Consider the following 265-nt stretch of genomic DNA (forward strand, 5'->3'; position numbering starts at 1 on the left):
TTACTGTGCGTACGATAATATTCTACTTGGAGGTTAACGTTCATGAACGTTATGCAAGCAATTGAGAAGACCGTCACTAATGCGGGAATCATTAGTTCGATCTCCTCAACGATTTTCATTATTTTACTGGGTTTCTTTTTACGTAAGAAGAACATTTTTACCGATAAATTCGGGAAGATGTTGTCAAAGGTCGTCTTGACCGTCGCCATTCCAGCTTTGGCACTGAATTCATTCATGCAACCAATCAACGATGATACCTTAAAAG

1 protein-coding gene is annotated in these 265 nt (G+C 38.9%); it reads left to right on the plus strand.

Going from position 1 to position 265, the window contains the following annotated elements:
- Positions 1–42: 42 nt before the first annotated feature.
- On the plus strand, positions 43–265 hold a 223-nt coding region (locus tag AC6UDG_RS07630; protein ID WP_500706980.1), incomplete at its 3' end, for an AEC family transporter.

Source organism: Fructilactobacillus sp. X2R1C1, from assembly GCF_059901435.1.